This is a genomic window from Cryobacterium glucosi, from assembly GCF_004402235.1.
GTDB classification, from domain to species: Bacteria; Actinomycetota; Actinomycetes; order Actinomycetales; family Microbacteriaceae; genus Cryobacterium; species Cryobacterium glucosi.
In genome coordinates this window covers 454,204-471,614 of the sequence record NZ_SOFS01000019.1, presented here as the reverse complement: position 1 = coordinate 471,614, position 17,411 = coordinate 454,204, and the positions used below count along the sequence as shown (strand labels likewise).

Here is a 17,411-nt window from a genome sequence, read left to right as displayed (position 1 = left end):
GGAAGAAGAAGTAACGGTGACAACGAATATTCTCGAGATGCGCAGCATCACGAAAACCTTTCCCGGAGTGAAAGCCCTCCAGGACGTTTCCCTCGCGGTGAAGCGAGGCCACATCCACGCGATTTGCGGTGAAAACGGTGCAGGAAAGTCCACCTTGATGAAGGTGCTCTCCGGCGTCTACCCGCACGGCACATACGAGGGCGAGATCGTCTTCGAAAATGAGCCGGTCGCCTTTAAATCCATCAATGACTCCGAGGCCTCAGGCGTCGTCATCATCCACCAGGAGCTGGCGCTGAGCCCGTTCCTCTCCATCGCCGAGAACATCTTCCTCGGCAACGAGCAGCAGAACAACGGCTGGATCGACTGGAACAAGACCAACATGGAGGCAGCCAAGCTGCTCGCCAGGGTCGGTCTCAAGGACAACCCGATCACCAAGATCCGCGACATCGGCGTCGGCAAGCAGCAGCTCGTGGAAATCGCGAAGGCCCTGTCCAAGGAGGTCAAACTCCTGATCCTGGACGAGCCGACCGCAGCACTCAACGACGAGGACTCCGCGCACCTGCTCGACCTGATGAAGCACCTCAAGGGCCAGGGCGTCACCTCGATCATGATCAGCCACAAGCTGAACGAGATCAAGGCCATCGCCGACGAGGTCACCATCATCCGTGACGGCAAGCTCATCGAGACGCTCGACATGCACACCGATGACATCTCCGAGGAGCGCATCATCAAGGGCATGGTCGGCCGCGACCTCGGCAGCCGCTACCCCGACCACACGCCGAACATCGGTGAGGAACTCCTCCGGGTCGAAGACTGGAACGTCTACCACCCGCTCGACCACCAGCGCCGGGTTGTCAAGGACGCGAACATCACCGTCAGGGCCGGCGAGATCGTCGGCATCGCCGGGCTGATGGGCGCGGGCAGGACCGAGCTCGCGATGAGCGTCTTCGGCCACAGCTACGGGCACAACATCTCCGGCACCGTGTACAAGAACGGCGTCAAGATCAACACGAGCACGGTAGCGAACGCCATCGATCACGGCCTGGCGTACGCAACCGAGGATCGCAAGCGGTACGGTCTCAACCTGATCGAGGACATCAAACGCAACATCTCCACGGTGGGCATGCACAAGATCGCCAAGCGCGGCTGGGTGGACTCCAACCAGGAGATCGTCGTCGCAGAGGGCTACCGCAAGAGCATGAACATCAAGGCTCCGACGGTTGAGGCCCTCGCCGGGAAGCTCTCCGGCGGAAACCAGCAGAAGGTCGTGCTGTCCAAGTGGATGTTCTCCGACCCGGATGTCCTCATCCTCGACGAGCCCACCCGCGGCATCGACGTCGGCGCCAAGTATGAGATCTACGGAATCATCAACCGCCTCGCCGACGCAGGCAAGGGCGTCATCGTGATCTCGTCCGAACTGCCGGAACTGATCGGCATCTGCGACCGGATCTACACCATCTTCGAAGGCCGGATCACGGCGGACGTCGCCCGCGGGCAGACGACGGCCGAATTCCTTATGCAAAACATGACCCAGGAAAGGGACAAGGACAAGCGATGAGCGTGTTCAGATCTTCACTTAATTACCTCGCCGGCCAGCTGCGGCAAATCGGCCTGTTCATCGCCCTGATCGCGATCGTGATCTTCTTCCAGGTGGCCACCAACGGCATCACCCTGAAGCCGATCAACGTCACGAACCTGATCGTGCAGAACAGCTACATCCTGATCCTCGCCGTCGGCATGGTCATGGTCATCATCGCCGGCCACATCGACCTCTCGGTCGGTTCGGTCGTCGCCTTCGTCGGCGCCATGTCCGGCGTGATGATCACGCAGTGGAATGTGCCGTGGTGGCTCGCGATCATCCTGTGCCTCGGTGTCGGCGCCCTCGTGGGAATGTGGCAGGGCTTCTGGATCGCCTACTTCGGGATACCGGCCTTCATCGTGACCTTGGCCGGTATGCTCACCTTCCGTGGGCTCACCCAGATAGCACTGCAGAACAAGCAGATCTCGCCGTTCCCCGACGAATTCCGCGCCCTCGGCAGCGGATTCCTCCCCGACCTCGGCGGCGGAACCAGTGCTGTCGAACCGCTGACCCTCGGTATCGGCATCATTGCGACGCTCTTCCTGGTGCTCAAGGGCATCCGCCAGCGCCGTGCCCGCGCGAAGTACGACGTCGAAGACGAGCCGTTCGCCTGGTTCCTCACCAAGCTGGTGTTCACCGCAGCGATGATCCTCGGCATCACGTACCTGCTCGCGAGCTACCGTGGCACGCCCATCGTCCTGATCGTCCTCGGCGTCCTGATCGTCGTCTACGCATCCGTGATGTCGAACAGCGTCTTCGGCCGCCACATCTACGCCATCGGTGGCAACCTGAACGCCGCTGCACTGTCGGGCATCAAGACCAAGCGCGTCACCTTCATGCTCTTCGTGAACATGGGCGTCATCTCGGCACTCGCCGGGCTCGTCTTCACCGCCCAGCTCAACCTCGCCAACCCGAAGGCCGGTGACGGCTTCGAACTCGACGCCATCGCCGCCGTCTTCATCGGTGGCGCCGCGGTCACCGGTGGTATCGGTACCGTCACCGGCGCCATCATCGGTGGTTTCATCATCGGGCTGCTGAACAACGGCATGTCGATCCTCGGTGTCGGAACGGAGTACCAGCAGCTCATCAAGGGCCTGGTGCTGCTCGGTGCCGTCGCGTTCGACGTGTACAACAAGCGTCGCTCCGGCGGTCGCTGACCCGCACAAACACGCGAGAGCGGGCCGGTCGTCTTCGGACGACCGGCCCGCTTTTTTGCGCCTGCGATCTGCCTTTTGTGTATCCGATCAGCCGTTACCCAAGCGTGACACGTCGCGGCAGCAGGGAGCCTGTTGCTCGCGGCCACTGCCGGTTACTATCTGTGGCATCTGGCGCAAGGAGCACAATGATGTCCACCCAGCACGTCATGAACGACGAGCCCGTCCGCGCGGACGGGCCGGTCATTCTGGAAATGCGATCGATCACGAAGGAGTTCCCCGGGGTCAAGGCCCTGTCCGACGTGTCCCTCACCGTGAAGGCAGGGGAGATCCACGCCATCTGCGGTGAGAACGGCGCAGGCAAATCCACCCTCATGAAAGTGCTCTCCGGGGTGTACCCGTACGGGACCTATGACGGCGACATCGTCTACCAGGGCAGGACCGTGCATTTCCGGGACATCCGCTCGAGCGAGGAAGCCGGGATCGCGATCATCCACCAGGAACTCGCGCTGATCCCCGAGCTGTCCATCACCGAGAACATCTTCCTCGGCAACGAGCCGACCCGGTGGGGCGCGATCGACTGGATCACGGCCAAGAAGACCGCCCTCGAACTGCTCGCGCGGGTCGGGCTCCGCGAAGATCCGGACACCCTGATCAAGAACATCGGCGTCGGCAAGCAGCAACTCGTGGAGATCGCCAAGGCGCTCAGTAAGTCGGTCAAGCTCCTGATCCTCGACGAGCCGACCGCGGCGCTCAACGAGGCAGACTCGCAGCACCTGCTCGACCTGATCCGGGGTCTCAAAGGCAAGGGGATCACGTCGATCATGATCTCCCACAAGCTCAACGAGATCGAACAGGTCGCCGACTCCATCACGATCATCCGTGACGGGAAGACGATCGAGACCCTCGACGCCGTGCGGGACGGGGTCAACGAGGACCGCATCATCCGCGGCATGGTCGGCAGGAGCCTCGAGAGCCGCTTCCCCGACCATGTCCCGAGGATCGGAGAGGTGTTCTTCGAGGTCAGGGACTGGAACGTGCAGCATCCGCAGGTCACGGAGCGGATGGTGGTCAAGAACTCGAGCCTCACCGTGCGGCGCGGGGAGATCGTCGGCATCGCCGGGCTCATGGGAGCCGGCCGCACCGAACTCGCGATGAGTATTTTCGGCCGGTCCTACGGCACCTTCCTCTCCGGACGGATGTTCAAGGACGGCAAGGAGATCGAACTGAGGAACGTGGCAGAGGCCATCGACCACGGACTCGCCTATGTGAGTGAAGACCGCAAGGCGCTCGGCCTCAACCTGCTCGACGACGTGAAGCGTTTGATCGTGTCCGCGAAGCTCTCCAAGATCTCGGCCGGTCCCGTCGTCAACGACGGCAAGGAGTACTCGATCGCGGAGGGCTACCGCACGAGCCTCCGGATCAAGACGCCGACGGTCGATTCCGGGGTCAGCAAGCTCTCCGGCGGCAACCAGCAGAAGGTCGTCCTCGCCAAGTGGATGTTCACGGACCCCGACCTGCTCATCCTCGACGAACCCACCCGGGGCATCGACGTCGGCGCCAAGTACGAGATCTACGGCATCATCCAGAACCTCGCGGCGCAGGGGAAGGGCGTCATCCTGATCTCCTCGGAACTCCCTGAGCTCCTGGGGCTCGCCGACCGCATCTACACGGTCTTCGAGGGTGCGATCACGGACTGCATCCCCGCGGCGGAGGCCGACCCGGAGACCCTGATGAAGAGCATGACGAGCGCCAGAAAGAAGGTTCGCAGCTGATGACTACCGAGACCACGACCACGAGCGAGGCGCGCAGCGCGCGGAAGCTGTTCGGCGGGGGAAACCTGCGTCAGTTCGGCATCCTCTTCAGCCTGATCGCGATCATCCTGCTCTTCCAGTACCTCACCAACGGCCTGACCCTGTCCTCAGGCAACCTGATCAACCTCGTCAGCCAGTACTCGTACATCCTGATCCTCGCCATCGGGATGGTGATCGTGATCATCGCCGGGCACATCGACCTGTCCGTCGGGTCCGTCGCCGCGTTCGTGGGCATCGTCGTCGCAACCTCGATGAAGGACTGGAACCTGCCCTGGCCTCTCGCCATCCTCTTCGGCCTCTTCGTGGGCATGCTGATCGGGGCGTGGCAGGGTTGGTGGGTCGCCTTCGTCGGAGTGCCGGCCTTCATCGTCACCCTCGCCGGCATGCTCATCTTCCGCGGCGGCAACCAGCTGATCGGCAACGCGAACACGGTGCCCGTCCCCCCTGGCTTCACCACCATCGGCTCCGGGTATCTTCCGGAGGTGGGGCCGTACACCGGGTACAACAACCTCACCCTCCTGCTCGGGCTCATCATTGTGATCGCCGTGATCTGGCGGGAGATCCGGGCGCGCCGCGTGCAGCGGATCATGGGTTCGACGCCGTCCCCGCTCTGGGCGAGCGTCGTCAAGGTCGTGCTGCTCAATGCGGTCGTCGTCTACGCGTCCTTCCTCTTCGCGGGCGGCCGCACCGGAACGAGCTTCCCGGTCTCCGGGATCATCCTCGGGGTGCTCGTGCTCGTGTACTCGTTCGTCACCCGGAACACGATCTTCGGCCGTCACGTCTACGCGGTCGGCGGAAACAAGCTCGCCGCCGAACTCTCCGGCGTCAAGTCCCGCCGGATCAACTTCCTCGTGATGATGAACATGTCGATCCTGGCCGCCCTCGCCGGCATGATCTTCGTCGCCCGCTCGGTCGCTTCCGGACCGCAGGACGGGCTGAGCTGGGAGCTCGACGCCATCGCCGCCGTCTTCATCGGCGGTGCGGCGGTCTCCGGCGGAATCGGCACGGTCACGGGCTCCATCATCGGCGGTCTCGTGATGGCCGTGCTCAACAACGGGCTCCAGCTCCTCGGTGTCGGAAGCGACCGGGTGCAGATCATCAAGGGTCTCGTGCTTCTCCTCGCCGTGGGGGTGGATGTCTGGAACAAGAAACAGGGCCGGCCGTCGATCCTCGGGTTCATGACCCGGAACCGGAAGACCACCCCGGCTCCGGACGAAGCGCCGATGGTCGTCCCCGACTCCGGGACGCCGGACACGGCCAGACCGCCGGCGAGCATGCCCTCCTGATCCGCGGCATCCGCATGACCTCTCCCGATCTCGCTCCACACCCTGCACAGCACAATCCCTGCTCCACCACATTGAGTAGAAAGCGATCGAACATGCGAAAACTCCTTGCGACTACAGCGCTCGCCGCCGTAGCCCTGATGGCACTCTCCGGGTGTTCCACCCGCACCGACACCACGGGCGGTTCCACAGCGGCCGCCGGATTCCCGGCGGACTCGGTGATCGGCGTCGCGCTTCCCTCGAAGACCTCTGAGAACTGGGTCCTCGCCGGAGGCCTCTTCGAAGACGGCCTCAAGACGGCCGGGTTCAAGGGCGACGTGCAGTACGCCGGCGCCTCGACGACGGTCAAAGACCAGCAGGACCAGATCTCGGCGATGGTCACCAACGGCGCCAAGGTCATCATCATCGGCGCGGCAGACGGCGGCCAGCTCGGCACCCAGGTGAAGGCGGCGAAGGACGCGGGTGCGACGGTCATCGCCTACGACCGGCTGATCCTCAACACGCCGGACGTGGACTACTACGTGGCGTACGACAACTTCAAGGTCGGTGAGCTCCAGGGCCAGGCCCTCCTCGATGGGCTCGCTTCCCGGAAGGCAGCCGGGCCGTACAACATCGAGCTCTTCTCCGGTTCCTCCGACGATGCCAACTCCGCGGTCTTCTTCAACGGCGCGATGAGCATCCTCCAGCCGAAGATCGACGACGGCACCCTCGTCGTCGCCTCCGGCCAGACCGACATCAAGCAGACGGCGACCGCCGGCTGGAAGGCCGAGAACGCGCAGAGCCGGATGGACTCGCTCCTGACCAGCACCTACGGGGACAAGGCCCTCGATGGCGTGCTCTCCCCGAACGACACCCTGGCGCGGGCGATCATCACCTCGGTGAAGGCAGCAGGCAAGCCCATCCCGATCGTGACCGGCCAGGACTCCGAGGTGGAGTCGGTCAAGTCGATCATGGCCGGTGAGCAGTACTCCACGATCAACAAGGACACCCGCCTGCTCGTCGCCCAGGCCATCAAGATGGCGCAGGCGTTGCAGAAGGGCGAGGCCGTCGACGTGAACGACACCAAGTCGTACGACAACGGCGTCAAGATCGTTCCCGCCTACCTGTTGCCTCCGGTCATCGTGACGAAGGCCAACGCGGCAGAGGCCTACGCGAACGATCCCAAGCTCTCGCCGCTCACCAAGTAACAGATATCGCATCATCCGGCGGAGCCGGCCCCGGCCAGGGGTCGGCTCCGCTTGCATGAGGGGCCTCGGTTATGAGCGTTCACAATCGCCGAACGGATGCCGGGGATCCCCGCTTCACAGGAGATAGAAAAGATATCGGGAGGGCTTGTGAACGCGCGCTTGTGAGCGCTAACATTTCGACATCGACCAGAACGACCTGGTCGCCCGGCACCGAGACACGCAGCAGAATGTTCCGCCGGGACGCTAAACAAGGAGGTTTAGTCACATGATCAGGAAGATGATCGGAGCGGTCGCCGTCGGCGCCTTTCTCCTGGCCCTCACGGGATGTTCCACTGCCGCAGACACCAGCTCGACGGGCGCTGCGAAGGCGCCGGGCGACATCGTCGTCGGCTTCGCCCAGGTCGGCGCGGAGAGCGGCTGGCGGACCGCGAACACGAAGGACATCCAGGATGCGTTCGCCGCGTCCGGAATGCAGCTCAAGTTCTCGGATGCGCAACAGAAGCAGGAGAACCAGATCAAGGCCATCCGCTCGTACATCACCCAGGGCGTCGACGTCATCGCGTTCTCTCCCGTCGTAGAGACCGGCTGGGACGCGGTCCTGAAGGAAGCAAAGGACGCCGGGATTCCGGTCGTCCTCACGGACCGTGCCGTCGACTCGAAGGACGACAGCCTCTACGTGAGCTTCCTCGGTTCCGACTTCATCAAGGAAGGCGAGAAGGCCGGCCAGTGGGTCGTCGACGAGTACAAGAACCAGACAGATCCCGTCAAGATCATCCAGCTCGAGGGCACGACGGGCGCGGCTCCCGCCATCGACCGTGCGGAGGGCTTCGCGGACGTCATCAAGGCCGATCCGAAGTTCCAGATCGTCGCATCGCAGACCGGCGACTTCACGAGGGCGGGCGGAAAGCAGGTCACCGAGGCGCTCCTGAAGTCCAACCCGGACGCCACCCTGATCTTCGCCCACAACGACGACATGGGCCTCGGCGCGATCGAGGCCGTCGAAGCGGCGGGCAAGGTGCCGGGGAAGGACATCAAGATCGTCACCATCGACGCGGTGAAGGACGGCATGCAGGCGCTCTCCGACGGCAAGATCAACTTCATCGTCGAGTGCTCTCCGCTTCTCGGCAAGCAGCTGGTCGACATCGTCAAGAAGGTCGTCGCGGGGGAGAGCGTCGAGAAGCGCATCCTGACGGAGGAGACGACCTTCACCCAGGAGCAGGCGACTGCCGCATTTCCCACCCGTCAGTACTGAGCGGATCCGGTACCGCTTCGCCGGTCTCCGGCGGCTCGAATCGGCAGGCCATCCGGCCGGCCGGTCCCTGCCGCCGGGAGCCGGCATCCGCTCGCACGACGATGAAGAGAGAACGTGAATGAACGCACAGGCCCCCGTCGTCGAGATGACGAACATCTCGATCTCCTTCCCCGGCGTCAAGGCCCTCGACGGGGTGAACTTCCGGATGTTCCCCGGCGAGGTGCACTCGCTGCTCGGGGAGAACGGTGCAGGCAAGTCGACCCTGATCAAGGCGCTGACCGGTGTCTATGCGATCGACAGCGGCCCGGCCGACAGTGGCGAGATCCTGCTCGCCGGCAACCGGGTCTCGTTCGCGGGCCCCGCCCAGGCCCAGAATGCCGGGATCAGCACCGTCTATCAGGAGGTGAACCTGCTCGGAAACCTGAGCGTCGCTGAGAACATCATGCTCGGTCGGGAACCCCGCCGGTTCGGCGGCATCGATTGGCGGGCCACCCGGCGTCGGGCTGTGGAACTCCTCCGCGGCCTGCACCTCGACATCGATCCCGGTTCACTGCTCGGTTCGCACTCGCTCGCTGTCCAGCAGCTCGTCGCGATCGCCAGGGCCATCGACGTCAACGCGAAGGTCCTGATCCTCGACGAGCCGACGTCGAGCCTCGACGCCGACGAAGTCGCCGAACTCTTCCGGGTGATCCGCGAGCTCAAGGCCGAGGGCGTCGCGATCCTCTTCGTCTCCCACTTCCTCGACCAGGTCTATGAGATCTCGGACCGCCTCACGGTACTTCGGAACGGCAAACTCGTCGGCGAATACCGCACGGCAGAGATCCTGCGCCTCGACCTCGTGCAGAAGATGATCGGCAAGGAACTCGCGATCCTCGACGCCCTCGAGCGGCGGATCGTCGAGCCGGGAGGCGGGGAAGACGACGAAGTGCCCCTTCTGGCCGCGACGGCGCTCGGGCGCAAGGGGTCCATCGCGCCGGTCGACCTCCGGGTCTACACCGGCGAGGTCGTCGGGCTCGCCGGTCTCCTGGGCTCCGGGCGCACCGAGCTCGCCAGGATCCTCTCCGGCATCGACCGACCGGACTCCGGGGAACTGGTGATCGACGGCACGCCGCACCGGTTCCGAACTCCTCGTTCCGCCCTCGCGCGGGGAGTCGCCTACTCCTCGGAGAACCGCCGCGCCGAGGGCATCGTCGAGGACCTCACCGTGCGGGACAACATCGTGCTCGCGCTGCAGGCCGACCGCGGCTGGTTCCATCCGATCTCTCGGAAGCGCCGCGACGAGCTCGCGGTCAGCTACATCCAGGCCCTGAACATCCGGCCGGCCAACCCGGACGCCATCGTCAGGAACCTCTCCGGAGGCAACCAGCAGAAGGTGTTGCTGGCCAGGTGGCTCGCCGTCGCGCCGCGGCTGCTGATCCTCGATGAACCGACAAGGGGCATCGATGTGGGCGCGAAGGCCGAGATCCAGAAACTCGTGGTCAACCTCGCCGAAAACGGGATGTCGGTGCTGTTCATCTCGGCGGAACTCGAGGAGGTGCTGCGCCTCAGCAGCAGGATCGCGATCATGAGGGACCGCAGGCTCGTCGCCGACATCGTCAATGACGACCTGACCGTTGACAGCCTCCTGGCCATCATCGCCGACGGTGAACTGACGGCGGTGGAACGATGAACCGGATGTTCTCGAGCCGCTTGTTCTGGCCGGTGGTGATGCTGCTCGTCCTGTTCACCATCAACCTCGTCGCCTTCCCCGGCTTCTTCAGCCTCGAGGTCAAGAACGGGCACCTCTTCGGCAGCCTCGTGGACATCGCCCGCAACGGCGCGCCGACCCTCATCATCGCGGTCGGAATGACTCTCGTCATCGCGACGCGTGGGATCGACCTCTCCGTGGGCGCCGTGTGCGCGATCGCCGGTGCCGTGGCCTGCTCGATCATCCTCGGTTCCCCGGAACCGGGCAGCATCGGCACGGTCGCGGTCGCCGTGATCGCCGCGCTCCTGATCGCCCTCGTCCTCGGCCTGTGGAACGGGTTCCTGGTCGCCGTGCTCGGGATCCAGCCCATCATCGCGACCCTGATCCTGATGACCGCCGGGCGCGGCGCGGCGATGCTCATCACGGAGGGCCAGATCCTCACCGTGAACAGTCCTCCCTTCAAGGTCATCGGGTCCGGATTCGTCCTCGGCATCCCGGTTTCCGTCGTCATCGCGGCCGTCATCTTTGCCGCAGCCGCCCTGCTCACCCGGCGCACGGCCCTCGGGCTCCTGATCGAATCGGTCGGAATCAATCCGGAGGCGAGCAGGCAGGCCGGCGTCCGGTCGCGGGGCCTCTTGATCACCGTGTACACCTTCTCGGCATTCGCGGCCGCCATCGCCGGCCTCATCCTGACCTCGAACCAGACGGCGGCCGATGCCAACAACACCGGCCTCTTCATCGAACTGGATGCGATCCTCGCGGTGGTGATCGGAGGAACCTCTCTCGCAGGCGGCCGGTACTCACTCCTCGGCACCCTCGTCGGCGCCCTCGTCATCCAGACCCTCGTCACAACGGTGTACACGGTCGGCATCCCACCCATCGCGACGATGGTCTTCAAGGCCGCGGTCGTGACGGCCGTCTGCCTGCTGCAGTCGCCAACGACGAACGCCACGTTCGGCCGCTGGCGCCGGTCACTCGGCCGGGGACGTCCGGGCACCCGAACCGCCGAAAGGGCGTCCGTCTCATGAGCATCGACACCTCCTCCGCGCCCGTCGACGCGGGCCGCCGACTGCTCGGCCGGGTCTCGTCCGCGTTCACGAGCCCGAAGTACGGCCCCGTCCTCGTGACCCTCGTGCTGCTCATCGCCATCTTCGCGATCGGTGGCAGCCGCTATCGTGGCTTCGTTTCCGGGCCCGTGATCCTCAACCTGTTCGTCGACAACGCCTACCTGATCGTGCTGGCGGTCGGGATGACGTTCGTGATCCTGACCGGGGGCATCGACCTGTCGGTCGGGGCCGTCCTCGCCCTGTCGACCATGATCGCCGCGAGCCTGCTCCAGTCCGGCTGGTCTGCCTCGGTCGTGATCCCGCTCATCCTCGTGCTGACATCGGTGCTCGGACTCCTGGTCGGACTCATGATTCACATCTTCAAGATCCAGCCGTTCATCGCGACCCTCGCCGCGATGTTCCTCGCCAGGGGACTCTGCTACGTGATCAGCAAGGACTCGATCTCGATCACCGACCCGGTCTTCGTCAGCCTCGCGCAGACCAGGATCTCGTTCGGCGGTCGCATGAGCATCACGGCGAGCGTCGTGATCGCCCTTCTTGTGGTCCTGGTCGCGTTCCTCGTGCTGCACTACTCCCGGCTGGGCCGCACCGTCTACGCGATCGGCGGCGGGGAACAGTCGGGCATGCTGATGGGACTGCCGGTGGCCAGGACCAAGGTGCTCGTCTACGTGATCAGCGGATTCTGCTCCGGCCTTGCCGGGGTGCTCTTCACCTTCTATACGCTTTCGGGATACAGCCTCACGGCGGTCGGCACCGAACTCGACGCGATCGCCGCGGTCGTGATCGGCGGGACCCTGCTCACGGGTGGGTACGGCTTCGTGCTCGGCTCTGTGCTCGGCGTGCTCGTGCTCGGCACGATCCAGACGATCATCACCTTCGAAGGCACCCTCAGCTCGTGGTGGACCCGGATCTTCATCGGCGGGCTCCTCCTCGTCTTCATCGTCCTTCAGAAGGTCCTGACGGCACGCCGTCGATAACGCGTCCGGCGAGAGCGTGTCGGCCACGGCACCCGCGCGTGAGCCAGAATAAGGGGACAGAGAGACGATGCGTTGAACACGCATCGGTGGGAGCCAATGAGCCTGGTGAGCAAGGACGATGAGAAGGCGCGCGTCGCCAACATCTTCGACGTCGCGCGGCTGGCCGGCGTCTCGCACCAGACGGTCTCCCGGGTGCTCAACGACCTTCCCAATGTGCGCCCCGCGACACGGGAACGTGTCGAGAACGCGATCAAGCAGCTCCGCTACCGGCCGTCACCCGCTGCGCGCGCCCTCGTCACCCGCCGCTCCCGGACGATCGGCCTGATCACAACAGGAGGACCGGACTACGGACCCTCGAGCACCGTCCTGCGGTTCAACGAGGCGGCGAGGGACGCCCGGTACGCGGTGAGCATGGCGAGCATGCTCGAGTCGGACCCGGAGTCGTTGCGTTCCGCCGTTGAGCTCCTCCTGCGGCAGAACGTCGAGGCGATCGTGCTGATCGCGGCGCACCGCAGCGCCCTCGAGGCCGTCAGGGGCATCGAACTCGGGGTGCCCCTCATCGCGGTGGAGTCGAGCGGCCGCGGCGGATTCCACCGGGTCGGCGTCGACAACTACCGCGGTGCGCGGATCGCCGTCACGCACCTCGCCGAACTCGGCCACACCAATATCGTGCACCTCGCCGGACCGGCCGACTCCGTCGACGCCATCGAACGAGCCAGGGGCTGGCGTGACGAACTGGGCGACCGCGGCCTCATCGCGAGGGAACCGCTGATCGGCGACTGGTCGCCTGCGAGCGGGTTCCGCCTCGGCATGGACCTGATCGAATCCGGCGCCTATGGCGACTTCACGGCCGTGTTCGCCGGCAACGACCAGATGGCACTCGGACTCATCCACGCCCTCGTCCGCAACGGACTCGCCGTGCCGGACCGCGTGAGCGTCATCGGGTTCGACGATATCCCCGAGGCCGCGTTCTTCTCCCCGACACTGACGACCATGCGCCAGGACTTCGACGAACTCGGCCGCAACATCCTGAGCACCCTCCTCGCCGTGCTCGAGGACGAGGAGGCGCCCGACCTGCCGAGCTCGGTCCCTGAACTCGTCGTCCGCGAGTCGTCCGCCCCGCGCGCCTAGCCGCTCCCGGCGGCGACACGCCCGCGGTGAGTTATCCACAGAGGTGCGAATGCTGATTCTGCAGGATGTGGATAACCCGGCGATTTCCGCGGGAAAGCGGGCCTCCGAATGCGCCAGCCTGTTGACAACATCACGAATGTCGGTGGATAACTACATAATTGTAATTACCGCATGTAGTGGCCATTCCCATTGGGAGGCACTACATGTAGTATTGATCTCCAGCACAGCAACGCCGCAACACCCGTGACATCCCGCGTTTCGCAGGGCCGCATCGCACTTGCACAGTCGTACTGGCGCACTCACTTCTGAACCACTACTCTTCTGAACCACGAGAAAGGCCTTCCACATGGCAATCACGGTTTACACCAAGCCCTCCTGCGTGCAGTGCACAGCCACCTACCGGGCCCTCGACAACAAGGGCATCGAGTACGAAGTGCTCGACCTCTCCGTCGACGAGAACGCCCTCGAGGCCGTCAAAGCACTCGGCTACCTGCAGGCGCCCGTCGTCATCACCGACGAGGACCACTGGTCCGGCTTCCGCCCGGACAAGATCAACGAACTCGCCGCACGTCTCGCCTGAGCGGTCTGCGCTACGGGACTGAAGCACGCGGTTCGAGAGTGAGGCCGGCATCCAATGGCTGAGATCGTCTATTTCTCCAGCACCTCGGGGAACACCCAGAGGTTCGTGGAGAAACTCGGCCGGCCTGCCGCACGCATCCCGTTGTACGCGCGCGACGAGCCGCTCCGGGCGACGGAGCCCTATGTGCTCGTCGTGCCGACCTATGGCGGCGGCGAGGCCAGGGGAGCTGTGCCGAAGCAGGTCATCCGCTTCCTGAACGACGAGCACAACCGGTCGCTCATCCGCGGCGTGATCGGCGCGGGCAACATGAACTTCGGCACGGCATTCTGCATCGCGGGGGACATCATCGCGGCCAAGTGCAACGTGCCGCATATGTATCGATTTGAAGTATTGGGAACTCCGGATGATGTGCGCATCGTTCACGACGGATTGGAATCATTTTGGAAGCAACAGCCGTGAAAGTAGCCCCGCACGCGCAGGTCGCGCTGGCGATGGACTATCACTCCCTCAATGCCATGCTCAACCTCTATGGGCCGAACGGGGAAATCCAGTTCGATAAGGACAGGGAGGCGGCCCGTGAGTTCTTCCTGCAGCACGTCAACCAGAACACGGTGTTCTTCCACTCCCTCCGGGAACGCCTCGACTACCTGGTCGAGAAGGAATACTACGAGCAGGCCGTGCTCGACCAGTACTCCTTCGAATTCATCACGAGGCTCAACGACCTCGCGTACTCGAAGAAGTTCCGCTTCCAGACCTTCCTCGGTGCGTTCAAGTACTACACGTCGTACACGCTCAAGACCTTCGACGGCAACCGGTACCTCGAGCGTTTCGAAGACCGCGTCGTCATGACCGCACTCGGCCTCGCCCAGGGCGACGAGAAGCTCGCGACCGGCCTCGTCGAGGAGATCATCGCCGGCCGTTTCCAGCCCGCAACGCCGACGTTCCTGAACTCGGGCAAGGCGCAGCGCGGCGAACTCGTCTCCTGCTTCCTGCTCCGCATCGAAGACAACATGGAGTCGATCGCCCGCGGCATCAACTCCTCGCTCCAGCTCTCCAAGCGCGGCGGCGGCGTCGCGCTGCTGCTCAGCAACATCCGTGAGTCCGGCGCCCCGATCAAGCAGATCGAGAACCAGTCGAGCGGCATCATCCCCGTGATGAAGCTCCTCGAAGACTCCTTCAGCTACGCGAACCAGCTCGGTGCCCGCCAGGGTGCCGGCGCCGTGTACCTGCACGCGCACCACCCCGACATCATGCGCTTCCTCGACACCAAGCGTGAGAACGCCGACGAGAAGGTGCGGATCAAGACCCTGTCGCTCGGCGTCGTCATCCCCGACATCACCTTCGAGCTCGCCAAGAAGGACGAGGACATGTACCTGTTCTCGCCCTACGACGTCGAGCGCGTCTACGGTGTGCCCTTCGCCGACATCTCCGTGAGCGAGAAGTACCACGAGATGGTCGACGACCCGCGGATCAAGAAGTCCAAGATGAAGGCGCGCGACTTCTTCCAGACCCTCGCGGAGATCCAGTTCGAGTCCGGCTACCCGTACATCATGTTCGAGGACACCGTCAACGCGGCGAACCCGATCAAGGGCCGCATCAACATGTCGAACCTGTGCTCGGAGATCCTCCAGGTCAACACACCGACCACGTACAACGAAGACCTGTCCTACGACACCATCGGCAAGGACATCTCCTGCAACCTCGGGTCGATGAACATCGCCCTGTCGATGGACTCGCCGGACTTCGGCAAGACCGTCGAAACCGCGATCCGTGGCCTCAACTCGGTCTCCGAGCAGAGCCACATCGCCTCGGTTCGTTCGATCGAAGACGGCAACGACAAGTCGCACGCGATCGGCCTCGGCCAGATGAACCTGCACGGCTACCTCGCCCGCGAGCGGGTGTACTACGGCAGCGAAGAAGCGATCGACTTCACGAACATCTACTTCTACACGGTGCTGTTCCACGCCCTCCGCGCCTCGAACACCCTCGCCATCGAACGCGGCCACGCGTTCGCCGGCTTCGAGGACTCGACGTATGCCTCCGGCGCATTCTTCGACAAGTACACCGACCAGGCGTGGGTCCCGTCCACCGCCCGCGGCGCCGAGCTGTTCGAGAAGGCCGGGGTGCGCATCCCGACCCAGGCCGACTGGGCCGAGCTGAAGGCATCCGTCATCGAACACGGCATCTACAACCAGAACCTGCAGGCCGTGCCGCCGACCGGGTCGATCTCCTACATCAACAACTCGACCTCGTCGATCCACCCGATCGCCTCGAAAATCGAGATCCGCAAGGAAGGCAAGCTCGGCCGCGTCTACTACCCGGCCCCGTTCATGACGAACGACAACCTGGACTTCTACCAGGACGCCTACGAGATCGGTGCGGAGAAGATCATCGACACCTACGCCGCGGCAACGCAGCACGTCGACCAGGGTCTCTCGCTCACGCTCTTCTTCAAGGACACCGCGACGACCCGCGACATCAACAAGGCGCAGATCTACGCGTGGCGCAAGGACATCAAGACCATCTACTACATCCGTCTCCGCCAGATGGCCCTCGAGGGGACCGAGGTCGACGGCTGCGTCTCGTGCATGCTCTAAGCACAGCACCGCTTCATCTACTGTGGATGCTGTAATCACAGTGCACGCTGACTCGTCCGATACCGGCCGAAGACTGAGACATGCCGAAAAAGGAACACGAAATGATTGACAAGCTCAAGCTCATCTCGCATGTCGATGCGATCAACTGGAACAAGATCGAAGATGAGAAAGACGTCGACGTCTGGAACCGGCTGACCAACAACTTCTGGCTGCCGGAGAAGATCCCGCTGTCGAACGACGTGCAGTCCTGGAACCAGCTCACCCCGGTCGAGCAGCAGCTCACCCTGCGCGTGTTCACCGGCCTGACCCTGCTCGACACGATCCAGGGCACCGTCGGCGCCGTCTCGCTGATCCCCGACTCGATCACCCCGCACGAAGAGGCCGTCTACACGAACATCGCGTTCATGGAGTCCGTGCACGCCAAGAGCTACTCGTCGATCTTCTCCACCCTGAGCAACACCAAGGACATCGACGAGGCGTTCCGCTGGTCGACGGAGAACGTCAACCTGCAGCGCAAGGCCTCGATCGTGATGGACTACTACCAGGGCGACGACCCGCTCAAGCGCAAGGTCGCCTCGGTGCTGCTCGAGTCGTTCCTGTTCTACTCGGGCTTCTACCTGCCGATGTGGTTCTCCAGCCGCGCCCGCCTGACCAACACGGCCGACCTCATCCGCCTGATCATCCGTGACGAAGCGGTGCACGGCTACTACATCGGCTACAAGTTCCAGAAGGGCCTCGAGGCGGCGACGCAGGAGCGTCGCGACGAGATCAAGGACTACGCGTTCAACCTCGTCTTCGAGCTCTACGAGAACGAGGTGCAGTACACCCAGGACCTCTACGACACCGTCGGCCTGACCGAGGACGTCAAGAAGTTCCTGCACTACAACGCCAACAAGGCCCTGATGAACCTCGGCTACGAGGCCATCTTCCCCAAGGAGGTGTGCGACGTGAACCCGGCGATCCTGTCCGCGCTCTCGCCGAACGCCGACGAGAACCACGACTTCTTCTCCGGGTCGGGCTCCTCGTACGTGATCGGCAAGGCCGTCAACACGGAAGACGCCGACTGGGACTTCTAGCCCTGGACCGGTAGGACGGCGGAAGGC

General features: G+C 64.0%; 14 protein-coding genes. All 14 read left to right on the top strand.

The genetic code is table 11. The features are described from left to right. The first annotated feature begins 37 nt into the window (after positions 1 to 37). The 14 genes from mmsA (E3O46_RS10765) (at position 38) to nrdF (ending at position 17,384) form a co-directional block, all read left to right on the top strand. Complete coding sequence (gene mmsA / locus E3O46_RS10765) at positions 38 to 1,558, top strand: multiple monosaccharide ABC transporter ATP-binding protein (protein WP_370294730.1); 1,521 nt, start codon at positions 38 to 40, stop codon at positions 1,556 to 1,558. Then, positions 1,555 to 2,736 carry a multiple monosaccharide ABC transporter permease gene (gene mmsB / locus E3O46_RS10760; protein ID WP_134561681.1) on the top strand — a complete coding sequence of 394 codons (1,182 nt, stop codon included), beginning with the start codon at positions 1,555 to 1,557 and terminating at the stop codon, positions 2,734 to 2,736. Before mmsA (E3O46_RS10765) ends, mmsB (E3O46_RS10760) begins: the two co-directional genes overlap by 4 nt. Before the next feature lie 185 nt (positions 2,737 to 2,921). Beyond that, a complete protein-coding gene (gene mmsA / locus E3O46_RS10755; protein WP_277612974.1) occupies positions 2,922 to 4,508 on the top strand; it encodes a multiple monosaccharide ABC transporter ATP-binding protein in 1,587 nt (528 codons plus the stop codon). Further along, positions 4,508 to 5,833: a multiple monosaccharide ABC transporter permease gene (gene mmsB / locus E3O46_RS10750; protein WP_134558054.1), complete on the top strand. Its 1,326-nt coding sequence runs from the start codon at positions 4,508 to 4,510 to the stop codon at positions 5,831 to 5,833. The genes mmsA (E3O46_RS10755) and mmsB (E3O46_RS10750) overlap by 1 nt, the downstream gene beginning before the upstream one ends. 92 nt (positions 5,834 to 5,925) lie before the next feature. Then, a complete protein-coding gene (locus E3O46_RS10745) occupies positions 5,926 to 7,017 on the top strand; it encodes a substrate-binding domain-containing protein (protein ID WP_134558053.1) in 1,092 nt (363 codons plus the stop codon). 265 nt (positions 7,018 to 7,282) lie between these two features. After that, complete coding sequence (locus tag E3O46_RS10740; RefSeq protein WP_134561680.1) at positions 7,283 to 8,269, top strand: ABC transporter substrate-binding protein; 987 nt, start codon at positions 7,283 to 7,285, stop codon at positions 8,267 to 8,269. Between the two features lie 118 nt (positions 8,270 to 8,387). After that, positions 8,388 to 9,938: a sugar ABC transporter ATP-binding protein gene (locus E3O46_RS10735; RefSeq protein WP_134446773.1), complete on the top strand. Its 1,551-nt coding sequence runs from the start codon at positions 8,388 to 8,390 to the stop codon at positions 9,936 to 9,938. Positions 9,939 to 9,943: 5 nt separating this feature from the next. Next, a complete protein-coding gene (locus E3O46_RS10730; RefSeq protein WP_166791059.1) occupies positions 9,944 to 10,984 on the top strand; it encodes an ABC transporter permease in 1,041 nt (346 codons plus the stop codon). Continuing rightward, the gene (gene yjfF / locus E3O46_RS10725) at positions 10,981 to 12,000 is read left to right on the top strand and encodes a galactofuranose ABC transporter, permease protein YjfF (RefSeq protein WP_134446775.1); all 1,020 of its coding nucleotides are present in this window, start codon (positions 10,981 to 10,983) and stop codon (positions 11,998 to 12,000) included. Before E3O46_RS10730 ends, yjfF begins: the two co-directional genes overlap by 4 nt. Positions 12,001 to 12,096: 96 nt before the next feature. After that, positions 12,097 to 13,131 (top strand): LacI family DNA-binding transcriptional regulator, encoded by a 1,035-nt coding sequence (locus E3O46_RS10720; protein WP_134446777.1) that lies wholly within the window; start codon positions 12,097 to 12,099, stop codon positions 13,129 to 13,131. Between the two features lie 346 nt (positions 13,132 to 13,477). Beyond that, on the top strand, positions 13,478 to 13,711 hold the full coding sequence (gene nrdH, locus E3O46_RS10715; RefSeq protein ID WP_134446781.1) for a glutaredoxin-like protein NrdH: 234 nt from the start codon (positions 13,478 to 13,480) through the stop codon (positions 13,709 to 13,711). A gap of 54 nt (positions 13,712 to 13,765) precedes the next feature. Beyond that, the gene (gene nrdI / locus E3O46_RS10710) at positions 13,766 to 14,170 is read left to right on the top strand and encodes a class Ib ribonucleoside-diphosphate reductase assembly flavoprotein NrdI (protein WP_134446783.1); all 405 of its coding nucleotides are present in this window, start codon (positions 13,766 to 13,768) and stop codon (positions 14,168 to 14,170) included. A 32-nt stretch (positions 14,171 to 14,202) separates the two neighbouring features. Then, entirely contained in the window at positions 14,203 to 16,308 is a 2,106-nt protein-coding gene (gene nrdE, locus E3O46_RS10705) for a class 1b ribonucleoside-diphosphate reductase subunit alpha (protein ID WP_134561718.1), read from the top strand. Positions 16,309 to 16,409: 101 nt separating this feature from the next. After that, on the top strand, positions 16,410 to 17,384 hold the full coding sequence (gene nrdF / locus E3O46_RS10700) for a class 1b ribonucleoside-diphosphate reductase subunit beta (RefSeq protein WP_134446785.1): 975 nt from the start codon (positions 16,410 to 16,412) through the stop codon (positions 17,382 to 17,384). Positions 17,385 to 17,411: the final 27 nt, after the last annotated feature.